Here is an 18,793-nt window from a genome sequence, read left to right on the forward strand (position 1 = left end):
TCCATTGGGCCTACGCGCGCACTTCCGATGAGGCAACGATTCACCGTTTCACGCGCATTCCTGATGAGTCAACGCGGCCACCGAACTTGTCGGTGGTCGAATGTATGTTCGAATCATGCAGGCAAATGTGGTCGGGGCGGTGGCGGCGTTACGCGCCGCCTACGACGCCTTCGCCGCCTGCGACGTGGAGTCGTTGACCCACACCGAGCTGTTCGCGGTGCTCGACGAATACGAGACCCTGCGGTGTCAGATGCCCACCATGTGGCATCGGATGCTGGCCCGGCTGCAGGCCGAGACCACGCCAAGGGAGCTGGGCGCCAAATCCTGGAACGAGGTGCTGCGGGTGCGCTGGCGGCTGTCGACCGGGGAGGCCGGCCGCCGCCTGGCCGAAGCCGCTGCCCTGGGTCCCCGCCGCAGCCTGACCGGCCAACCCATACCCCCGGCACTGCAGGCCGCGGCCGCCGCCCAAGCCGCCGGTCTGCTCACCGCCGACCACATCAAGGTCCTGCGCGACGCGGTCGACCGACTGCCCGGCTTCGTCGATCAGGTGACCCGCGAACAGTTCGAACTCGACCTGGTCCGCGTCGCCGTCGGGGTCGGGCCCAAAGAACTCAAAGAAACCGCCGAGCTGCGCCTGTTCTTGCTTGATCAGGACGGCCCCGAACCCGACGACACCGAACGCCAACGCCGACGCGGTGTGCAAGTCGGCGAGCAGGGCGCCGACGCCATGACGGCGTTGACGGGCAACCTCACCCCCGAAGCCGCCGCGGTCTGGAAGGTGCTCCTGGCCCGCTTCGCCGCTCCGGGCATGTGCAACCCCGACGACGAGGAGCCCTGCACCACCGGCACCCCCACCCAAGCCCAGATCGACAACGACCACCGCAGTCTGGCCCAACGCCAACACGACGCGCTGCTGGTTATCGGGCGCATCGCCTTGATGAGCGATCTCGGTCAACTCAACGGGCTACCGGTGTCGGTGATCATCCGCACCACCCTGCAAGACCTCGAATCCCGCGCCGGCATCGGCGTCAGCGGGGATGGCACCAAACTCCCGATCAAAGACGTCATCCGCATGGGCGCCCACGGCAGCCACCACTTAGCGGTGTTCGACGAAGCCACCGGGGCAGCGCTGGCCTACTTCCGGGCCCGGCGCATCGCCAGCCCCGCCCAACGCATCATGCTCATCGCCCGCGACGGTGGCTGCACAAAACCGGGCTGCACCGTCGGCCCCTACGGCTGCCAGGTCCATCACGCCCGCAAAGACTGGGCCGAGGGCGGTGACACCAACGTCGATGACATGGCCCTGGCCTGCGGCCCCGACAACCGCCTCGTCAACAGCGACGGCGGCTACACCACCACCATCAACCCCAACGGTGAGGTCGAATGGCACCCGCCACCTGCCCTCGACCACGGCCAACACCGCATCAACTACCACCACCGCCCCGAACTTCTCCTCGTCCCACCCGGATCCGAGCCCGAACCCGAGCCGGACGCGGCGGCCCCGGCCGAGCCGGAGCTGACGCTGCGGCCTGAGCACCAACCCGAGCCGGAACCCGAACCACAAATCCAGCCCGACCCTGAACCCGAACCACAAATCCAGCCCGACCCTGAACCTCCGGTTCAGCCCGCTCCCGAGCCGGAGCTGACGCCACGCGTTGAGCCGGGGTGGCACCTGGGACCGGAGCCCGAAACTCCCGCACCATGGGATCCCCAGTGGGACAGCATGTTCGACGAGCTCACACTCACCGCGCCCAATGTCGAACACCTCTGGGACACAGGCCCGCTCGAACCAGAACCGCCCGATCCAGTGCTACCGACCGGCTGGATACTGCTCGACGAGATCCCGATCGAACGCACATACCCCGTCAACGACTGTGTTCTCGAAAACAAGACAGCCCGCGGCCCGTAGGAAGCCGCCGCCGGGGCGGCCCAGGCCCACCTCACCGAGACGACTCCGCCCCACCTCAGCGAGTGACGGATGGGCGACACGGTGTAGTCCGGCGAATCACGTGCTGCGGCTGAGCCGGATCGAAGACCTACACGGGATCGAAGGAGGAGATTCGCCAATCGCCGTCGACCTTCGTCAGGCCCACCTTCACCGCGCTGGCGGCCTGGACAGGTTGGGGGTTGGTGCGACTTGTGGTGGCTTGGTTCAGGAACACCAACACCTGCGCCGTGTGTGGTTGCACGTCGATGGCGGCCGCCCGAACGACCGATGCGGCGGCGCGGATGTCTTTCTCCTTGCTCGCCGGTGTGACGAACTGTTCGGCGAATTGGCTGTAGTAGGTCAAGAATTCGCCGGTCAAGTGAGATCGTGCCGTCGCGATGTCCTGATCCAAACTGTCTGGGGCATAGGACAACAACGCCACCGAGCCGTCAGATGCGGCATCGATCGCCGCAGTGGTCTCGCCAGCCGTCTCGTCTGCGTCGTGGTACCCGCCGAAGTACACGGCCGCCGCCGAACCCGCTGAGGCCAGGAGTACACACACGATGGCAACAGCGCGCCATCGTCGCCGGATCCACCGCGTGCCGCGCTGCGGACCATCGGTGGCGGTGTCGTCGCACTCGTCGGCCACGTCATCCGGCTCGGCGGCTTTCGGCTCCTCGTCAAGGGATTCGCGCTCGGAAAGGATTTCAGTATCAGCTTCGATTGTGCTCACGGGACGAACTCCACCTTCGACATCTTGATCTGTCCCCCTTCGTCGAGCATCGTGACGCTCAGCCGCCAGTTGCGTGGCTGCTGACCGGCCCCAGCTGCGTCGTTGATCGTGGTCGCCGCGCTGACCAGCACAACGGCGGTGTCGGCGGTCATCGACTGCACGGCAGACGCGGCAACTGTGGCCTTGGTCGCCGCCTTGGAATCCTTCGCAGCTCTGATCAAATCGTCGGAGGCGGACTGGAAGTCGTCTTTGAATTGTCCGGTCGAGTTGTCGACGATCTGCCGTACGTTGTCCTCTGCGGCAGCGCTGTCGATCGACATCAGGGTGACCACGGCTTGTGACGCAGCTGCGGCAAATTCCGCGCGACGCTGTTGGGTCTGGTCGGCCTGCACTTGGTACCAGACGAGGTAACCGGTCACCGTCAGTAGCGCCACGCTCAGCAGTACGCCGACGGCGCCGGCCACGCCCGCCGCCGTCGCCAATTTCGGCCTGCCTCGGCGTTTCTCGCCCTGGTCTGACGGTCCGGCCTCGGGCACGGTTGTCTCAGTTACCTCGTCTGAACGGCTGAGTAACCGCATGGTGCACCTCCGATGGGATTGCCCCGCACGCTAATGCCGGTCGAGTCCACATCGATGCCGCTGTCCCGCCCAGTGGTCACCAGCGCAATTCACCAATGGCGCAGCGAACACAACGCACCCTTGGGCCCCGAGGCCCGGTCGACCACGATTCCATCGACAGCCAGTTCACATCGCAGAGTCTGCACAGCCTGCGGAGACAGCCCCGCCGTGGTCACGGTGACCATGGCCCACTGCATCGGATCGGCGAGCATGGCTTCACGAATCCAGGGCTTGTCAGGTTCGAGCGTGAGATCGTCTTTGGGGCTGAATTCATAGGGGTTGTGGCTGTAATCCGCCCAGTTCGGTGGGTCGGCCTCGCGGAAGTAGATGCTGACCGGCGTCGCCTGTTCGACGCTGACCGTGTAGGTCACCCGGTGCAGTGGCCTGTCGTCCGCGCGCGCCGGCGTGACCGGGAGAACCACGGCACCGACGACGACCAACGCGCCCATCGCACGACGCACGACATCAGACATCACCGCGGACCCACCTGCTCGCCCCATCGGTCACCACACAGCTCAGGAACAGTCCGTCTGGCGCCTGCGCAACGTTGTTCACGGACCCGCCGCATGGCGTGTTCTCCTCACGGATGCCCTTCAACGGCGGGGACCGGAACCAGCGCGGTTCGTAGCGGCGCGGTGATCCGCAAAAGACGAGCCGCCCCCACGAGGTGGTGCCGAACACGAAGTGTGTCGTGTTCGCGCAGGCTGCGCCGAGCACCACTCCACCGACGATGCCGGGTACGCAAGAGGGATCGTTGCACTCGACCGGTGTGGCGTTCGCCGGGGTCGCAGCGGCCAATCCCGCAACGAGCAGTCCAATCGAGGCCGCCACCGCTATCCGCACGGACGACACTGTGGCACGGCGAAATCCGCGTGCCATCACAATGCCCACTGGGCGGGAGGGTGGCCGTCACAAATCGGCAGACGTTGGACAGTGAAGGCTGCCGCGGCGACTGCCGCGGGCCGGCATGCAGAGGAGTGGTCATGCGGATGTCGACGGCATTCACTGGGGCGGGAGTGCTCAGCGCTGCGGTGCTCGGCTGCGTGCACAGCCCGGTTGCGGACGCGTCGCCCAAGTGGGGCCTCAACGGCACCTATGTCGCCACCTCCAACGGCGAGTGGGCGAAGACCAACGACGTCTTCCACGATGAGGCCAGCATCCGCAGCACCTGGACGATCTCCACGACGTGCAGCTATCCCACCGAGTGCACCGGCACTGTCAACAGTGACTGGGGATGGAGCGCACCGATCTACATGAAGAGCGGTGTCTGGTTCGTCAAGAAGACGGTGGACAACTGGCAGCCGTGCCCCGACGGCACGGCCGGCCCGGGCTTGCAGGTGTACCGCTTCTTCCCCTCCAACAAGGACGCCACGGCAAGCGATCCCACCTCGACGACATTGCTCGGCGAAGATTCGACCACCGGGGTCAGCGGCAGTTGTGGAAGCAGCAACGTACTTTTCATCACGATGCCGTTCAAATTGGTGAAGACCGGCTGACCCCCGCCCCGCAGATCAGGTCGGAAACAGGTCTTTCCAGGTCTGATCACCCGCGTGTGGCACCAGGTTGCTCTGGCGATACACCGCCCCGTCCGGCGTCGCATACCGGCCCGTGCTCGGGTCGTAGGTGGCGATCGCCACCGACGGCCCGTCAGATCCGTTGGGACCGAACGCACTAGGAGCCACCGCGGGCGCACCGGAAGGCGGCGGGGGCGCCATGGGAGCGTCGGCGGGCGGCGGGGTGCCCTCCACCGGTCCGTGGATCGTCGCGTCGTGATCCACCCGGGTGTCCGGGGCGATCCCCTGGGCCAGCAGGTTGGGGTCGATCGGGTACGGGCCGAGCGCATGCTGGCGCATCGCCAAAGGCTGGTAGGGCTGGTCACTTTCGCAGATCTCGACCGTGGGTGCCCGCTTGCCCGGCTTGCCCATGCACGGATAGTTGCGTGCCCCGCGGACACCGATCGGCGAATCCTGCGGCAGTTTGCAGTACAAGCCATCGGGGGTGTCGATATCGCTGGTGTCCTCCGGAGACCGCCATTCCGAGGGCGGCAGGAATCCGACGGTGCACGCCGGCGGGTCGCCGATGTTGAGGGTGAAGTCACCCAACGACATACCGGTCGGGTTGTTCTTCGGCACACCGTAGGACTGGGTCGACGCGATAGAGGGAGGCAGCAACACCAGCAGTTGTTCCAGCGCGGGATGGTAGGTCACGCCGATCTGCCCCAGGCTGGTCAGGTTGGCCAGCAGCAACGGCAGCGTCGGTTTGACTTGATTGAACAGTCGAGAGGCTTCGTCGGCCGCTCCCGGTCCATCCTTGAGCAGAGTGCGCACGTGTGCGTCGTCGTCGACGAGTTGGCGGCTGATGCCGGCGACGCTGCGCGCCCAGGTCCGGATCGCATCGATCGACTCGGCCTGGCCGTCGAGAAGCGGTGCGCTGTCATCGATCAGCGCACGGGACTGATCAGCGGCGGCGTTCGCATCGGCGATCAGTTGCGAGGAGGAGTCCAGCAAGGATCCGATGTCGTATCCAGAACCGTTGAAGGCCTTGAAGGTTTCGTCCAGCAGTGGACTGATCTTGTCTTTGGGGATGCTTCCGATCAGGGCGCTGACCTGATCGAGCATCGGCCCCACCGCTTGGGGGATCGAGGTGTCGCCCACCGGGATCACCGACCCGTCATGCAGGTACGGCCCCGATTCGTTGCGCGGTTGCAGGTCGACGTACTGCTCTCCCACCGCCGAGACGCTCAGCACCGCGGCGTGCAGGTCTGCCGGGATCTTGGGGGAGGTGTTCAGTGACAGAGTGGCTTCGGCGCCCTCCCGCGTCGGCTTCACCTCGGTGACCTTGCCGATCTGGACGCCGCGGTACGTCACGTTGGAGAACTGGTAGAGCCCCCCGGTCCCCTGCAGTTGCAGCGTCACCGTCATGCGCCCGATACCCAACAGGGTCGGAGCCTGCAGGTAAACGATGCCCATGGCGGCCATCCCGATGACAGCGGCCACCGCGAAGATCACCAATTGCACACGAATGAAGCGGGTGAGCATCAGTTGCCACCTTCGGTCGGCGCGGCCGGTTGATCGTCCGACGGGGCCGGGTCGATCAGCGGCGGCATCGTGGCCACTGCTGCCGGCGGCGGTGTCAGCGGCATGTTGATCGGGTCTTTCGTGTAGTTGGCGAACCAGGGATCTCCGGGAGCCGGCGTCAGCGGCAGCCCCTCCTGGCCCCATCGGGTTCCCAGGAACAGTCCCCGCTTCAGTCGCGGGACGGTGAAGTCGAAGGTGATGAACTCGTTGAGGTAGTCACCGCGGATTGCCCGGTCGATGAAGTTCTGTGGATAGGGGTAGGCCGGGGCAAATGCCAGTACCGTGCCCAGATTCGGCCCGACGTCAGCCAGTGCGCGCACCGTCGGTTCGAGGTTGCGCAGGTTAGTGACGACGTCGTCGCGGGTCGCGTTGATGAGTGTGGTGGCGGTGTCGCTGAACCGGCCGAACTTCTCCAGCGCCGTGGTGATCCGGGGACGTTCCTTGAGCAATACGTCCAATGCGGGTGGAATCCGTTGCAGCGCAGCGGTCACCACTTCCTGCTGCCCGGCCAGCGTGCCACTGAGCTGGTTCAGCTCCGTGATGGTGGCGTTGATGTCGTCGCGCTGGTCGGCGAACAGGCCGACGATGTCGTCGAGGCGGGTGAGCAGATCGCGGATCTGTACCTGGCGGCCGTCGAGCGCGGCGTTGAACTCGGTCACCAGGTCACCGATCTTGCCGAGACCGCCGCCGTTGACGAGTACCGCCAGTGACGACAATGTCTGTTCGGTCGACGGATACGTTGCCGTGCGGTCGAGTTCGAGCGTCGCGCCCGGAGCCAGCCGGCCGGACGGAGATTGCCCCAGCGGCGGGTCGAGGGCGATGTGCATGGAGCCCAGCAGGCTGGTCTGACCCACCGTCGCAACAGCATTGGCGGGGACGACGACGTCGGGTTTCACCGAGATCTCCACGTCGGCGTGCCAGCCGTCGACTTTCATGCCGGACACACTGCCCACGATGACGTCGCTGATCATCACGGGCGAATTCGATTCCAGCGTACCGATATTGGCCAGCTCCACGTGATACACCGCCGCATCGGACCCACGCCCGACCGTGCCGGGCAGCGGCAGCGAGTTCAGCCCGTGGAATGCGCAGCCGCTCAGCGTCACCATCACCGCCGAACAGGCTGCGGTCACCTGGGACAGCCTCCGTCGAGCCGTCATGGCGTCCCTCCTTGATCGGGCGGTGCGGCAGCGGGGCCGGCTTCGGCGGGAAGCAACATGTCGTGCAGCGTTTTTGGTGGCTCAGCCGGCGCCGCGGGCGGCGTACCCGGCGGTACTGGCGCCCCGGGGAACAACGCGGGTGCCGGCGAGGCCGGGAGTCCGTCTGGTGCGTAGGCCCCGGGTGGGCCGGGCGGCGCACCCCATCCGGCCGGCGGCGCGACGTCACCGGCGCCGGTGTAGGCCGATACGGCCGGTGGCTGTTCCGGCGGTACGGGCTGTCCGCCCGCTCCGCCGGGGGCGAGAGCGGGATCGGTGTACACCAGGTTGTGCGGGCTGGGCGCCTTACGTAGATAAGCGTTGAACGGCATCGGTAGGTAATTGAAGTTGATCAATGACAGGGCCGGGCCGAGGTACTGCGCACACAGTTTGGAGGTTTCTGCCGCCGTGGCGTTCTTGACCGCCGCGATCGCCGAGCACACCACCGCAACCGGATCGGCGAAGTTGGACAACGCGAAGGCACCGACCGCCGTCCCGCTGTCGGGGTTGTAGATGTTGTAGCCGTTGGCAATCGCGTTGGGCGCGACGTGCAGGACGTTCTTCAGCTGGGTCTGGTTGTCCACCAGGTTCTGGGTGACGTTGGTCAACCGCTCGAGTTGTTCGGCAGTCTGGTCCCGGCTGCCGGCGATGAATCGCTGCACGTTGCCGACCGCGGACGCCAGGTTCGTCAGGGCACCGTCGAGATCGGAACGGCTGCCGTCGACGACGCTGGTGACACTGGCGAGCCGGTCCTGGAACTGGACGATCTGGGTGTTGCTGTCCCGCAGCGCAGTGACGAAAATCTGCAGGTTCTTGATGATGTCGACGATGTCGCCGCTACCGTGGGCGAGAACACGCCCCACACTGGACAATTGGTTGATCGCCTGGTGCAGTTTCTCGCCGTTGCCGTCCATGGCAGCCGCCGCGCTGTCGACGAAGCGGCTAAGCGAGGTGGCCGATTCCCCGTGGAGCGGCCCCAGATCGGTCGCCAGCCGCATCAGCTGGTCTTTGACCTGGTCCCACTCGACCGGCACGGCGGTGCGCTCGACGCCGATCTGGGCACCGTCGGCCATGGTCGGCCCGACGTCTTCGTAGGCCGGAGTCAATTGCACATAGCGTGCGGCCACCAGGTTCTGTGCCATGACGATGGCTTTGGCGTCGGCCGGGATCTTCACCCCGCGATCGATGGCCAACGTGAATCGCGCCTGTCCACCGGCCGGCTCGATTCCCGTGATGGAACCGACCTTGACACCGGCCACCCGCACTTCGTCGCCCGGGTAGATCGCCGTGGCCGACGTGAAGTACGCGGTGATCGTGGTGGGCGCCATGACGGTGTGCCGCACCACCACCGCGGTGCCGGCCAACGCCAAGGCGACGAGCAGGACCAGGGCGCCGCGACTGATGCGCGCACGGTGACGGGTGATCATCGACTTCCTCCCGGAATGCCGTTGCGGGGCCAGGGGAACTCGGCGCGCGGGCCGGCGTTGTCGGGCGGCTGTCCGGCGTTGGTGCCGCGGCGGAAGCCGAACGCGTAGTCGAGGAAGGGCTGCAGTGTCTGCGACGGCAGCAGGTTGCCGACGAATGCGTTGTAGTACCAGCCGTTGTTCACCGATTCACCCTGGGTGACTTGGTATTTCGCCAGACCGGACAGAGCCTTGGCGATGTTGTCCCGGTTCTTCTCCAGCATCGCAGTCACCGCGTTGAGTTGCTTCAGGGTGGGCGCCAGTTCTTCCTCGTTGTCGTGGACGAGCCCGTTGATCTGCTGAGCCAACGCCGAGGTGTTGGCCAGCAAGTTGACGATGGCGTACCGGCGCTGATCGAGCACCCCGGTCAACGCGTTCGCGTCCAGCAGCAGTGCGTTGACCTGCTCGCTGCGCTTGGAAAGGATGCCGGTCACGTCGGCGGCGCTCTTGAGCAGGTTTGCCAGGGAGTCGTTTCGGTCGTTCAGCATTTCCGAGAGCCGGGTCAGGCCGTCGAACGTCGGCCCCAGCTGTGGCGCCATGCGATCGATGGTGTCCGACAACGTATCCAGCGATTGGGTAAGCGCCGCGGTGTCGGTTCCTTCGGTGTTGGTCGTGAAGTCACCGACCGCATTGGTCAACGAGTACGGCGACGACGTGCGGGTGACCGGGATCGTGTCCGAAGCACGCAGGGCTCCGGTGCCGGCCGGTTCCACGGTGAGCATCCGGGCGCCCAGCATGGTTCCGGTCCGGATGTGCGCGGTGGTTTCCGATCCCAGACGTACCGTGCTGTCGAGCGTGAAGGTCACCAACGCCTTGCCGCGGCTCAGGGTGACGTCGGTGACCATACCTTTGGTGACGCCGGAGACCTTGACGTCATTGCCCTCGGTGAGCCCGCCCGCCTCGGTGAACAAGGCGTGGTATTTGATCGAGGTGGCCCACGACCACAGCGCTTGCGGCTGCAACCCCACGGCGATGATCAGCGCGATCAGCACGATGCCGATGAGCCCGCTGCGGATGAGATGTGATCCACGGTATTTCAGCATCAGGGCTCTCCACAGCGTCCGGTGTTCTGCATGATCCACGGGAAGTACGCGGTGCGGCCCTGCAGATCGGTGACCCGGACGTTCATGCCGCACAGGTACTGGTTGATGAAGCTGCCGTAGGCGCCCAACCGCACGAGCTTGCGGTAGTTGGCCGGTGCCTTCTGCAGCGCGAGATCCAAATGCGCCATGTCGTCTTCGTTGGACAGCAGCGGCGCCAGGCGCGTGAGTTGGTCGACGGTGCCAGACAGGGGCGGCCGGGCCTGGGTCATCAGATCCGTCAGGGATGCGGTGCCGTTGTCCAGGGCGGTGATGGCCTCTCCAATGGGATCGCGCTCCTGCGCCAGACCGGTGACGAGCTGTTGAAGCTTTTCCACGGCGCCGGAAAAGCGGTCACCGTCCTTGGCCACCGTGGCCATCACGGTTTTCAGGTTATCGATCAGTTGCTGCACGGTCTGCCCGTTGTCGGCGAGCGCCTGGGTAAACGTGGTCGTATGGGACAACAGCGATTCCACGGTGCCACCCTGACCCTGGAGGATCTGGATCAGCGAGTTCGTCAGGGCGTTGACGTTCTGTGCGTTGAGCCCCTGGATGACGGGCTTGAGGCCGCCAAGCAACAGGTCGAGGTCCAATGCCGGCTCGGTGCGGGCCAGGGGGATCTGGGATCCCGCCGGCTGGATCTTCGTCGATCCGGGACTGTCGAGCAGCTCCAGATACCGGTTGCCGACCAGGTCGAGGTAGCGCACCGCCACCTTGGTGGCGGTGGTCAGCACCACCTCGCGGTCGGAGTCGAAGTGCACCAGCACCGTGTTGTCGGGTTGCAGCACAACGTCATTGACGGTGCCGACGCGAATACCGGCCACCCGCACCGAATCGCCGGCCTTCAGGCTGGACGCGTCGGCGAACACGGCCGAGTAACCGTTCACCGCGCCGGTGCGGTACTGGCCCATGATCGCGAACAACGCCGCGGTCAACAACAGCATCACCACGCCGAACACGCCGAACTTGATCGCCGTCCCGTAGCTGCGCGTCATCCCGGTTGTCCTATCTGGGGGGTGTTGCGCGGCGGACCGTCGAGCGGTCCGTACAGGGCTTGCTTGAGCGCGTCGGAGTTCAACAGAATCCCCTGATTTCCGTACTGTGCCGGGTCCGCGTCGATATCGGTGACCACGAACGGCGGCCGCTGTTGGAAGCCGACCTCGGGTAGGCCCTGGCACTGCGGGCCGCCCTTGGCCGCGACCTTCGGCAGGTTGCCCGGGTAGCGATAGCGCTCGGTGCCCAGCAGAAACGAGTCGAGCAACATGACGCCGGGCAGCGGCTGCGGGGGCCCCATGGCCAGCGGCTCCATGCCTTTGAGCCCACAGGTGAGCGCCGGGTGGTACTGGTTGAGCAGGTTGGTGGTCGGCACCAGCAGGTTCATTGTCTGAGTCACCGCGTCGCCGTTGGTGGCCACCACCTCGGTGCCGATATCGGCCAGCCCAATTGCGCTGAGCAGCAAGGAATCCAGGTCGGCCTGGCGGTCGACGACGGTGTCACTGAGCTGCGTCGCATTGCGCATCGTGTCCGTCAGATCCGGTGCGGCGTCGGCATAGGCGCCGATCACCTGTGGCGCGACGGAGATCTCGTGTCGGAGCGTCGGCAGACTGGGCCCGATCTTGGCCAGCATGGCGTCGAGATCGACCATGGTCTGGCCGAGCTTGTCCCCTCGGCCGTCGAAGGCCTGGGCCATCGCGCCAAGGGTTTCGTTGAGCTTTTCCGGTTGGATCTGGGACAGCACCGACACCAGTTGCTCGAACACCGTGTTGATTTCGACGGTGGTGTGGCCGGCATCGAGAACCTGGCCGGCATACATCGTTTCCGGCGACGGCTCCGGCGGCGGGACGAGCGCCACGAACTTGGCACCGAACACCGTACTGGAGGCGATCTCGACGCCCGTGTTGGCCGGAATCAATTGGAGTGCATCGGGATTCATGGCCAGGCGAAGCGCGGCTTGCCCGTCGGGCAGGGTATCGATGGCGACGACCTTGCCCACCTGCGCACCGTGCAGTTTGACCTTGGCGTCGGGGTTCATCACCAGTCCCGCGCGCGGCGAGATCACCGTCACCGAGGCGGTGGGTGCGACGCCGCCGCGAAACAGCACGATGGCCCCGGTGATCAGCGCGGCGATCACCAGGAGCGTGGTCAGCCCGCTCAGAAGACGTTTAGCGTCACGCGACATCGGTTGCCTTCGCTAGCCGGAAAGGTTGAAGTTGCCGTTGGACCCGTACACGGCCAGTGAGATCAGTAGCGTGATGGACACGACGACGATCAGCGACGTGCGCACCGCGTTGCCGACCGCCACGCCCACGCCGGCCGGACCACCGGTGGCGAAGAACCCGTAGTAGGTGTGGACCAGCAGGATCGCCAACGCCATCAGCAGGGCCTGCAGGAACGACCACAGCAGGTCGATCGGGTTGAGGAACGTGCTGAAGTAGTGACCGTAGAGCCCACCCGACTGTCCGAGCAGAACGACGGTGGTGAACTGCGACGCCAGGAAGGACAGGATCACCGCGATCGAGTACAGCGGTGTGATGGCCAGCATGCCCGCGGCGATGCGCGTGCTCACCAGGTATTCGACCGAGCGGATGGCCATGGATTCCACCGCGTCGATCTCTTCGTTGATCCGCATCGCGCCGAGCTGGGCGGTGACGCCGGCGCCGAAGGTGGCGGCCAGGCCGATGCCCGCGACGATGGGCGCCGAGATGCGGACGTTGATGAAGGCCGCCAGAAAGCCGGTGAGCGCTTCGATGCCGATGTTGCCCAGCGAGCTGTAGCCCTGGATCGCCAGCACCCCACCGGTGGCCAGGGTCAGGAACCCGACGATCACGACGGTTCCGCCGATCATCGCGAGCGTGCCTGCACCCATGCTGATTTCGGCGATCAGGCGGATGACTTCCTTGCGGTAGTGCGCGACCGCGTAGGGCATGCCGGCCAGGGCCCGACCGTAGAACAGGACGTGGTCCCCGATCCCGCCCACGACGTCGACGGGCCGCCGCACGGCCCGCGACAGGCGCGGGTACGCCGACTGGAGTGCCGCCGCGGACGCCGTCATCGGGTCGTCATCTGGATACCGATGGCGGTGACCACCACGTTGACCACGAACAGCGCCATGAACGCGTAGACGACGGTTTCGTTGACGGCGTTGCCCACTGCCTTGGCGCCGCCGCCGGAGACGGTCAGTCCGCGATAGCAGGCGACCAGTCCGGCGATCAGGCCGAACAAGGCGGCCTTGACGCACGAGATGACGACCTCCGGAATGCCGGTGAGCAGGGTGATGCCCGCCGCGAACGCACCGGGGTTGACGTCTTGGACGAACACCGAGAACAGGTATCCCCCAAGGATTCCGATGATCACGACGACGCTGTTGAGCAGCAGAGCCACCAGACCGGAGGCCAACATCCGCGGAGTGACCAGCCGTTGCACCGGGTTGATGCCCAGCACCTCCATGGCGTCGATCTCTTCGCGCACCGTGCGCGAGCCCAGGTCGGCGCACATCGCCGTGGCGCCGGCACCGGCCACGATGAGCACGGTCACCATCGGCCCCACCTGGGTCACCGCGCCGAAGGCCGCGCCGGCCCCAGAGAGGTCTGCCGCCCCCAACTCCCGCAACAGGATGTTCAAGGTGAACGACACCAGGACGGTGAACGGGATCGCCACCAGCAGCGTCGGCGCCATGGCCACCCGCGCCACGAACCAGGATTGGTCGAGGAATTCGCGCCACTGAAATGGCCCGCGCACCACGAACTTCACCGCGTCGACCGACATGGCGAACAACCCACCCACCCCCTCAAGTGGGACGGCGAGCTGTCGCTGTGGCATAGGGATTCTCCGTTCTGCGCGGGGTCGGTCGAGGTTGGGTAAGACACCGGGTATGACGCGGACCACACGTCTGGGGAACAATCGCAGTCCGTCACCGGGCCTGCCATGGGCCGTCCCGCCCAACGGGAGATCGAAGCCGGGACCAGGGATCGGCGGTGTTCACCGGTCAGCGGAACACGTCGTTGCCGACTGCGCGCCGGCATGTGAAGGTGGACAGCGATGACTCCGCGAGACGAAGGACAACCCGTGTCGAATTCTGCAGCTGCACTACGTGAGATCAACACCAGCGCAGGCAGTTTGCGGTACTACGACGTCGGCGACGGGCCGGTCGTGCTGTTCCTGCACGGATCGGGGCCCGGGGTGACGGGCTGGCGCAATTTCCGTGGCGTGCTGCCGACGTTCGCCGAACGCTTCCGGTGCCTGATCCTGGAGTTCCCCGGCTTCGGTGTGTCAGATGACTGGGGTGGGCATCCGATGGTCACCGCGCAGGGCACGGTGGTTCCGTTTCTCGACGCTCTCGGTGTCGAGCGAACCGACATCGTCGGCAACTCGATGGGCGGCGGCGTCGGCATCAACACCGCCATCACCGCCCCAGACCGCGTGGGCCGGCTCGTGACGATCGGCGGCATCGGTGCCACGATCTTCTCCCCCGGGCCCAGCGAGGGCATCCGCCTGCTGCAGGAGTTCACCGAGGATCCGACCCGGCAGCGCCTCGTCGACTGGCTGCGTTCCATGGTCTACGACCAGTCACTGGTCACCGACGAGCTCATCGAAGAGCGCTGGACGCTGGCCACCGACCCGGAGACCTTGGCCGCCGCACGGCGGATGTACGGCAAGGCGGCCTTCACGGCAATGATGGCGGCGATGGCGGCTTCAGACCTGCCCATGCCCTGGGCACGGATGCACAAGGTGGCCGCGCCGACGCTGTTGACCTGGGGACGCGACGACCGCGTCAGTCCACTGGACATGTCGCTGATCCCGATGCGCACCATTCCCAATGCCGAACTGCATGTGTTCCCCAACTGTGGGCACTGGGCGATGATCGAGGCGAAGGAGGCCTTCGAATCGGTGGTCACCGGGTTCTTGACCCGGTGAGACAGCTGCCCTAGGGGCGCTTCAGAAACCGCAGCAGGTACGTGGGGAGGCCGTGCGTCGGCACCCGGCGCGGCCAGGCATCAGAGCGGAAGTAGGCGTCCGATCCACCGTCGACGAACACCACGCTGCCGCATAGAAAATCAGCGGCGTCGGAGAGCATGAAGACCATCCACTCGGCGAGATGGTCCGGGTTGCCGAAACCTCCGACAGGCACCGGGAACGACTGCACTGCCTTGGCTTCGCGCGGTGAGGCCAGTTGCTTTTCCAGTAGCGGCGTCATGATGGCGCCGGGGGCGATCGCGTTGAGCCTGATACCCGACCCCGCCCAGGACTTCGTGACGGCGGTACGCCGGACCCAACGGGAGACGGCGATCTTGGAGGCACCGTAAGCGAGCGACGGGGCGGCAGCGAAAAACCGCCGCAACACGCGGTTGGCCCGGTCCAGGTCATCGCGCAAGAGTGCCCGCACCGCAACGTTGGGCACCATCGGCATCGTGGTGCTCGAGTTGCTTCCGACGACGACCACTTTCGCGTTGCCGCTCGCGGCGAACGCCGGCTGCCAGGCCCGCAGTAGGTCGACGACCCCGAAGTAGTTGACCGAGAGGATCAGTTTGACGTTGTCACGTCCCGGCAATGGGCCGACGCCGGCCGCCAGGACTGCGCCGTCGAGCCGGCCGTCGGCCAACGCGAGCACCGCCGCCGCGCCATCCGAACGACCCTGCGGTGTCGAAAGATCCGCGATCACGTCGGCCTCACGCAGGTCGACACCGATCACCCGATGTCCGTCGGCGATCAGTCGCTGCGCCGCCGCACGCCCCATGCCGGACGCGGAACCTGTCACCACATATGTGCCCATGGTCACCAATCTTGCCAGGGGATAATTGTGTTCAACGGTGTGTCGATGACGAGTTCGCCAGTCGCTGTCGGCGACGGGGTCTGAGCCAACCGCTCGGTGATCCGCTCGGAAACGCGAATGGGTTCTTCGTCGAGGTAGAGCAACCGAATGCGCAGACCACCGGGCGAATCCGCAGCCTCCAACGACCGCAACCCCAGGCCATTCCGCTGGTGGCGGTCCAGCGCAAATGTCCAGGCGCCGGCCACTCCATCGAGATCCAGCAAGGCGGGAATCGCGACCCGGTCCTCCCATTGGTGATGCTGGTGGGCAGCTTCGCCCAACGGTTCGGCGAAGCGGGTCATCGTCAGGTGCAGTCCGCGGTTGGGCCGATATGGGATGACGCCGGGCGAGACCAACGCGGAGGCGGCTGCATAACCCTTGACCGGGCGGAAGAACGCCAACACTGTGCGGCGCACCCCGGGGATCGCGGGACCACGGCCCCACTGGACGGAGTCGGCGCCCAATTGTTCCCATTCGCGCACCGATTCCTCGACTGGAGAACGAAACCAGTACATCGCGACGTAGTCGGTGTCGGCGTGGGCGGGCTCGGACATAGAGGCCGCACGGCACCTGACCGGACGGCTCCACCGGTCGCCCCAAGCGATTCCGGGTAGCGCGAGGTTTTCCGGGCGGTGGTCGAGTTGATGCCATTCGTTGTATCGGCGGTGGTCTTCAGCGTCGCCGCCTTCGAGTGAGACGAATGAAAAGAACACGAGTGGGCAGTCGGTGGCGGACATGCGCGCCTCTCAGTCGCGTCCGGGCACGGGTTCCCCGGCCAGTCCGCGGTTCAACAGCGTATGTGCGTACGGATCCCCGTTAAGCAATCGGCTGGTGCGGGTGGTGATCTGCCATCGCCCGTCAACGCGTTCCAGCGCAAAGTGGTTGGCGGTGGCGCGCCACACCCGATAACCCGCATCGTCACGCACCAGCACCAGCGATTCGCACACTGCGACCGCAGTGTCGCCGTCGACCGTCACCACGGCCGGCCCCAGAAAGTGACAACAGCCCTGGGCCACCAGGTTCTGATGGCTCGCCGAGCTGACCATCTCGTGTACGCCGCGCCGGCCGGTCATCTGCCAGTCCTCGACGTCGTAGGTGCCGTCGACGGACCACAGCGCAGCCGCGTTGTCGGCATTAGCGGCATCGACCGACGGGCCGTAGGAAGCCAAGAGTTTCGTGATGGCCAGCTCATCTTCGAGACGCTGCAGGCGGGTGAGTATCTGCTGCTCGATGGTCATAGGTGGCGCTCCTCTATCTCACGTAACCGGGCGAGTTGCTCGCAATAGTGATCCCCGTTGTCGGCCCGCACCGCGCAGGTGATCGCGGTGGCCCCGGCGTCACGCAGTGTTGTCAGCCGCTCTCGGGTGGCCTCCGGATCAGACCCGGGATCCACGGTAGCCGAGAGCACCACGTCGAAACCTGGTGGCGGCTCGACCTCGGCCAGCAACTCCCGTATCGATCCCGCGGGCAACCCGAACGGCATCCAACCATCGGCCAGTTCGACCGCCCGGTGCAACGACGCGGCGCTGCGCCCACCGACCCAGATCGGCACCCGATCTTGCTCGGCAGATGGCAGCACCGTCATGCCCTGGTAGTCGTAGAACGGCCCGTGATAGCTCGGGGTCGCAGTCGACAACGAGATGCGCAGTGCACGAAGTGCATCGTCAGCTCGTGCCGCCCGTTGTTCCCACGCAGCCCCGAGAAGATCGAATTCCTCTTTGAGAGAACCAATTCCGACACCGAGCACCAGGCGTCCGGCACTGACCCGGTCCAGGGTGCCGTAACGTTTGGCGATTTCCAGCGGGTGATGGTAGCCCAGCACCAACACCGAGGTGGCCAGGCGGATCCGTCGGGTCCGCGCCGCCAGGAATCCCAGGGTCGCCACCGGATCCCAGTAGACCGCCCCGCGGACAGCCGCCTCCGCCGATGGCACCGCCACGTGCTCAGAGCAGGTCAGGTGATCAAATCCGAGATCATCCGCCGCTGAGGCGATCCGGGCCAGATCCTCGATTCCGGCCTCGGCCTCCCAGGGCGAGGCAATGCCCGGGACCTGCACCACAATCGGCGTCGACAGACCCAGCCGCACGGTCAATGCGCTCCGGGCATCAAGGCCATGATCGCCTGATGGGTTTCCGACACCACCCGGGACCGGTCCGGAGCACTGTTGGTCTCCGCCTGATCGGCGTTACCACCGGCCACCCATACCGGGCCGTCAGCCAGGTGGGCCAGGCCCTCCGCGGCCACCTCGGCCGGCTCGCCGACGCGGATCCCGGGCGCATCGAAGTTCAGACCGACCCGCTCCATCGCCGGTGTCCGGGTCACGCCCAGGACCAACTCGAGCACGTCGACGTTGCGCTCTCGCAGTTCGAGCCAAAGGCTTTCGGCGAACATCCGGGAAAACGCCTTGGCCCCGGCGTAAATGGAATGCCGCCAAGCGCCCATGTAGCCCGAGAGCGAGCCGACGATCATGATGCCGCCCCGCCCGCGGTCGACCATCGACCTGCCGTAGTGCTGCACCATCTCCAGCATCCGGGTGACGTTGAGGTCGGTCATCTTCTGAAACTCGCCGAGGTCCGCGTCCAGGAACAACTCATTACAGGTGCTGGCCCCGGCGTTGTAGATCAGCAGGCCGACGTCGAGATCGGCGGTGATTCCGGCGATCTGAGTCACCGACTGCGGGTCGAGCAGGTCCACGGAAATGGTCCGCACCTCGGAACCGACTGCGCGACAGCGCTGCGCGGTCTCTTCCAGCGGCCCCGGTTTGCGAGCGATGAGCACCAGGTTGAATCCTGATTCGGCGAGCTGACGGGCGAATTCGGCACCGACACCTTCGGATCCTCCGGCGATGACGGCCCACGGCCCGTACTTGGCCAGATCGGTCATGGTTACTCC

20 protein-coding genes are annotated in these 18,793 nt (G+C 65.9%); 3 read left to right on the forward strand and 17 right to left on the reverse strand.

Annotation, left to right across the window (positions count from 1 at the left end):
• Positions 1–100: 100 nt before the first annotated feature.
• Entirely contained in the window at positions 101–1,909 is a 1,809-nt protein-coding gene (locus A5733_RS24675; RefSeq protein ID WP_083666433.1) for a DUF222 domain-containing protein, read from the forward strand.
• A gap of 127 nt (positions 1,910–2,036) precedes the next feature.
• On the opposite strand, the gene A5733_RS24680 is transcribed toward A5733_RS24675, so the two are convergent.
• The 4 genes from A5733_RS24680 to A5733_RS24695 all read right to left on the reverse strand — a co-directional run bounded on the left by A5733_RS24680 (position 2,037) and on the right by A5733_RS24695 (position 4,120).
• A complete protein-coding gene (locus A5733_RS24680; protein ID WP_076241994.1) occupies positions 2,037–2,660 on the reverse strand; it encodes a twin-arginine translocation pathway signal in 624 nt (207 codons plus the stop codon).
• Complete coding sequence (locus A5733_RS24685; protein WP_198938925.1) at positions 2,657–3,142, reverse strand: hypothetical protein; 486 nt, start codon at positions 3,140–3,142, stop codon at positions 2,657–2,659. Before A5733_RS24685 ends, A5733_RS24680 begins: the two co-directional genes overlap by 4 nt.
• A 185-nt stretch (positions 3,143–3,327) precedes the next feature.
• Complete coding sequence (locus tag A5733_RS24690; RefSeq protein WP_076241995.1) at positions 3,328–3,750, reverse strand: hypothetical protein; 423 nt, start codon at positions 3,748–3,750, stop codon at positions 3,328–3,330.
• Positions 3,743–4,120: a hypothetical protein gene (locus A5733_RS24695; RefSeq protein WP_198938926.1), complete on the reverse strand. Its 378-nt coding sequence runs from the start codon at positions 4,118–4,120 to the stop codon at positions 3,743–3,745. The genes A5733_RS24690 and A5733_RS24695 overlap by 8 nt, the downstream gene beginning before the upstream one ends.
• Before the next feature lie 140 nt (positions 4,121–4,260).
• Here A5733_RS24695 and A5733_RS24700 point away from each other — a divergent pair, with 140 nt between their 5' ends.
• A complete protein-coding gene (locus A5733_RS24700) occupies positions 4,261–4,773 on the forward strand; it encodes a hypothetical protein (protein ID WP_067769478.1) in 513 nt (170 codons plus the stop codon).
• Positions 4,774–4,788: 15 nt separating this feature from the next.
• Here A5733_RS24700 and A5733_RS24705 read toward each other — a convergent pair whose 3' ends face one another.
• From A5733_RS24705 to A5733_RS24740, 8 genes are read right to left on the reverse strand one after another with little or no spacing between them, the layout of a single operon-like run.
• Entirely contained in the window at positions 4,789–6,315 is a 1,527-nt protein-coding gene (locus tag A5733_RS24705) for an MCE family protein (RefSeq protein WP_076241996.1), read from the reverse strand.
• Positions 6,315–7,514, reverse strand: coding sequence for an MCE family protein (locus A5733_RS24710; RefSeq protein WP_076241997.1), 1,200 nt, complete (start codon positions 7,512–7,514; stop codon positions 6,315–6,317). The genes A5733_RS24705 and A5733_RS24710 overlap by 1 nt, the downstream gene beginning before the upstream one ends.
• A complete protein-coding gene (locus A5733_RS24715; RefSeq protein WP_076241998.1) occupies positions 7,511–8,977 on the reverse strand; it encodes an MCE family protein in 1,467 nt (488 codons plus the stop codon). The genes A5733_RS24710 and A5733_RS24715 overlap by 4 nt, the downstream gene beginning before the upstream one ends.
• Positions 8,974–10,056: an MCE family protein gene (locus tag A5733_RS24720; protein ID WP_076241999.1), complete on the reverse strand. Its 1,083-nt coding sequence runs from the start codon at positions 10,054–10,056 to the stop codon at positions 8,974–8,976. The genes A5733_RS24715 and A5733_RS24720 overlap by 4 nt, the downstream gene beginning before the upstream one ends.
• On the reverse strand, positions 10,056–11,087 hold the full coding sequence (locus A5733_RS24725) for an MCE family protein (RefSeq protein WP_076242000.1): 1,032 nt from the start codon (positions 11,085–11,087) through the stop codon (positions 10,056–10,058). The genes A5733_RS24720 and A5733_RS24725 overlap by 1 nt, the downstream gene beginning before the upstream one ends.
• Positions 11,084–12,271, reverse strand: coding sequence for an MCE family protein (locus A5733_RS24730; RefSeq protein WP_076242001.1), 1,188 nt, complete (start codon positions 12,269–12,271; stop codon positions 11,084–11,086). Before A5733_RS24730 ends, A5733_RS24725 begins: the two co-directional genes overlap by 4 nt.
• A gap of 12 nt (positions 12,272–12,283) precedes the next feature.
• On the reverse strand, positions 12,284–13,144 hold the full coding sequence (locus A5733_RS24735; RefSeq protein ID WP_076242002.1) for an ABC transporter permease: 861 nt from the start codon (positions 13,142–13,144) through the stop codon (positions 12,284–12,286).
• Positions 13,141–13,911 carry an ABC transporter permease gene (locus A5733_RS24740; RefSeq protein WP_067769494.1) on the reverse strand — a complete coding sequence of 257 codons (771 nt, stop codon included), beginning with the start codon at positions 13,909–13,911 and terminating at the stop codon, positions 13,141–13,143. Before A5733_RS24740 ends, A5733_RS24735 begins: the two co-directional genes overlap by 4 nt.
• A 246-nt stretch (positions 13,912–14,157) precedes the next feature.
• Between A5733_RS24740 and A5733_RS24745 the strand changes: the two genes are divergently transcribed.
• Positions 14,158–15,006, forward strand: coding sequence for an alpha/beta fold hydrolase (locus tag A5733_RS24745; RefSeq protein WP_369830969.1), 849 nt, complete (start codon positions 14,158–14,160; stop codon positions 15,004–15,006).
• Positions 15,007–15,016: 10 nt separating this feature from the next.
• Here the strand turns inward: A5733_RS24745 and A5733_RS24750 are convergent, their stop codons facing one another.
• The 5 genes from A5733_RS24750 to A5733_RS24770 all read right to left on the reverse strand — a co-directional run bounded on the left by A5733_RS24750 (position 15,017) and on the right by A5733_RS24770 (position 18,784).
• Positions 15,017–15,862, reverse strand: a complete 846-nt coding sequence (locus A5733_RS24750; protein ID WP_076242004.1) for an SDR family oxidoreductase — start codon at positions 15,860–15,862, stop codon at positions 15,017–15,019.
• 2 nt (positions 15,863–15,864) lie between these two features.
• Positions 15,865–16,455 (reverse strand): hypothetical protein, encoded by a 591-nt coding sequence (locus A5733_RS24755; RefSeq protein WP_233152781.1) that lies wholly within the window; start codon positions 16,453–16,455, stop codon positions 15,865–15,867.
• A gap of 192 nt (positions 16,456–16,647) precedes the next feature.
• Complete coding sequence (locus A5733_RS24760) at positions 16,648–17,139, reverse strand: nuclear transport factor 2 family protein (RefSeq protein ID WP_076242006.1); 492 nt, start codon at positions 17,137–17,139, stop codon at positions 16,648–16,650.
• On the reverse strand, positions 17,136–17,987 hold the full coding sequence (locus tag A5733_RS24765; RefSeq protein WP_076242007.1) for a TIGR03619 family F420-dependent LLM class oxidoreductase: 852 nt from the start codon (positions 17,985–17,987) through the stop codon (positions 17,136–17,138). Before A5733_RS24765 ends, A5733_RS24760 begins: the two co-directional genes overlap by 4 nt.
• Positions 17,988–17,989: 2 nt before the next feature.
• Positions 17,990–18,784 (reverse strand): SDR family oxidoreductase, encoded by a 795-nt coding sequence (locus A5733_RS24770; RefSeq protein ID WP_076242008.1) that lies wholly within the window; start codon positions 18,782–18,784, stop codon positions 17,990–17,992.
• Between the last annotated feature and the right edge of the window lie 9 nt (positions 18,785–18,793).

It is taken from the genome of Mycobacterium sp. NS-7484 (assembly GCF_001953975.1).
Classification (GTDB): domain Bacteria; phylum Actinomycetota; class Actinomycetes; order Mycobacteriales; family Mycobacteriaceae; genus Mycobacterium.